This window comes from Limosilactobacillus avium, from assembly GCF_947381485.1.
Taxonomy (GTDB): domain Bacteria; phylum Bacillota; class Bacilli; order Lactobacillales; family Lactobacillaceae; genus Limosilactobacillus; species Limosilactobacillus avium.
In genome coordinates this window covers 1-605 of the sequence record NZ_CANCWN010000089.1, presented here as the reverse complement: position 1 = coordinate 605, position 605 = coordinate 1, and the positions used below count along the sequence as shown (strand labels likewise).

The window sequence follows — 605 nt, the reverse complement described above, 5'->3', positions numbered from 1 at the left end:
TAAAAGCTATTGGCTAGGGACTAGCCATGGTAAAAGAGTGGAGTTCTGTAAGTTAGGTATCTTGAATACAGGTATAATATCCTAAATACTACTTTATGTTCCCAGAAGCGCGGTCATTAATGGCCGCGTGGTTCACCCCGTGCCCGTAACTTAATTAGGCGGTCGATTATATCGAGGACCAGCTTGAAAAATAAGCAGAGGTTCATCAATAGCCACATCTTAATCCCGGCCCCTAAACTGACCGGCTTTAGGCCAAAATGACACAGCTCATAAAGGAGGACGAGGACGATGTATAGCAGGTTGGCCCGCAAGATGTCCTTCGACCACTTATGATGAACGATATACTCCCAGATGTGCTTTAGCCGTTGCAAGAAAGAATCCCCCGTTAACCAAGATTAGCGTAAATTACGACAACGATAAAAAAGAAGAGGGCGGTTAGATAAGAAACCCTTAAATTATCACGCATGGCGCCATCCTCCCTTTAACAAATTTACTGAAATAAGTAATTGTATTATCACTTTCCTATAATATGGCAGATTGTAAAATTTAAGTTGAACATTTAAGTGGACAGAAAAACCCATCAAGGTCTTTAATGGTGTTACCTC

At 41.5% G+C, this 605-nt stretch carries 1 protein-coding gene; it reads right to left on the bottom strand.

The window, feature by feature from the left end:
* Positions 1 to 116 precede the first annotated feature (116 nt).
* Complete coding sequence (locus QOS01_RS10420) at positions 117 to 371, bottom strand: hypothetical protein (protein WP_222258183.1); 255 nt, start codon at positions 369 to 371, stop codon at positions 117 to 119.
* Between the last annotated feature and the right edge of the window lie 234 nt (positions 372 to 605).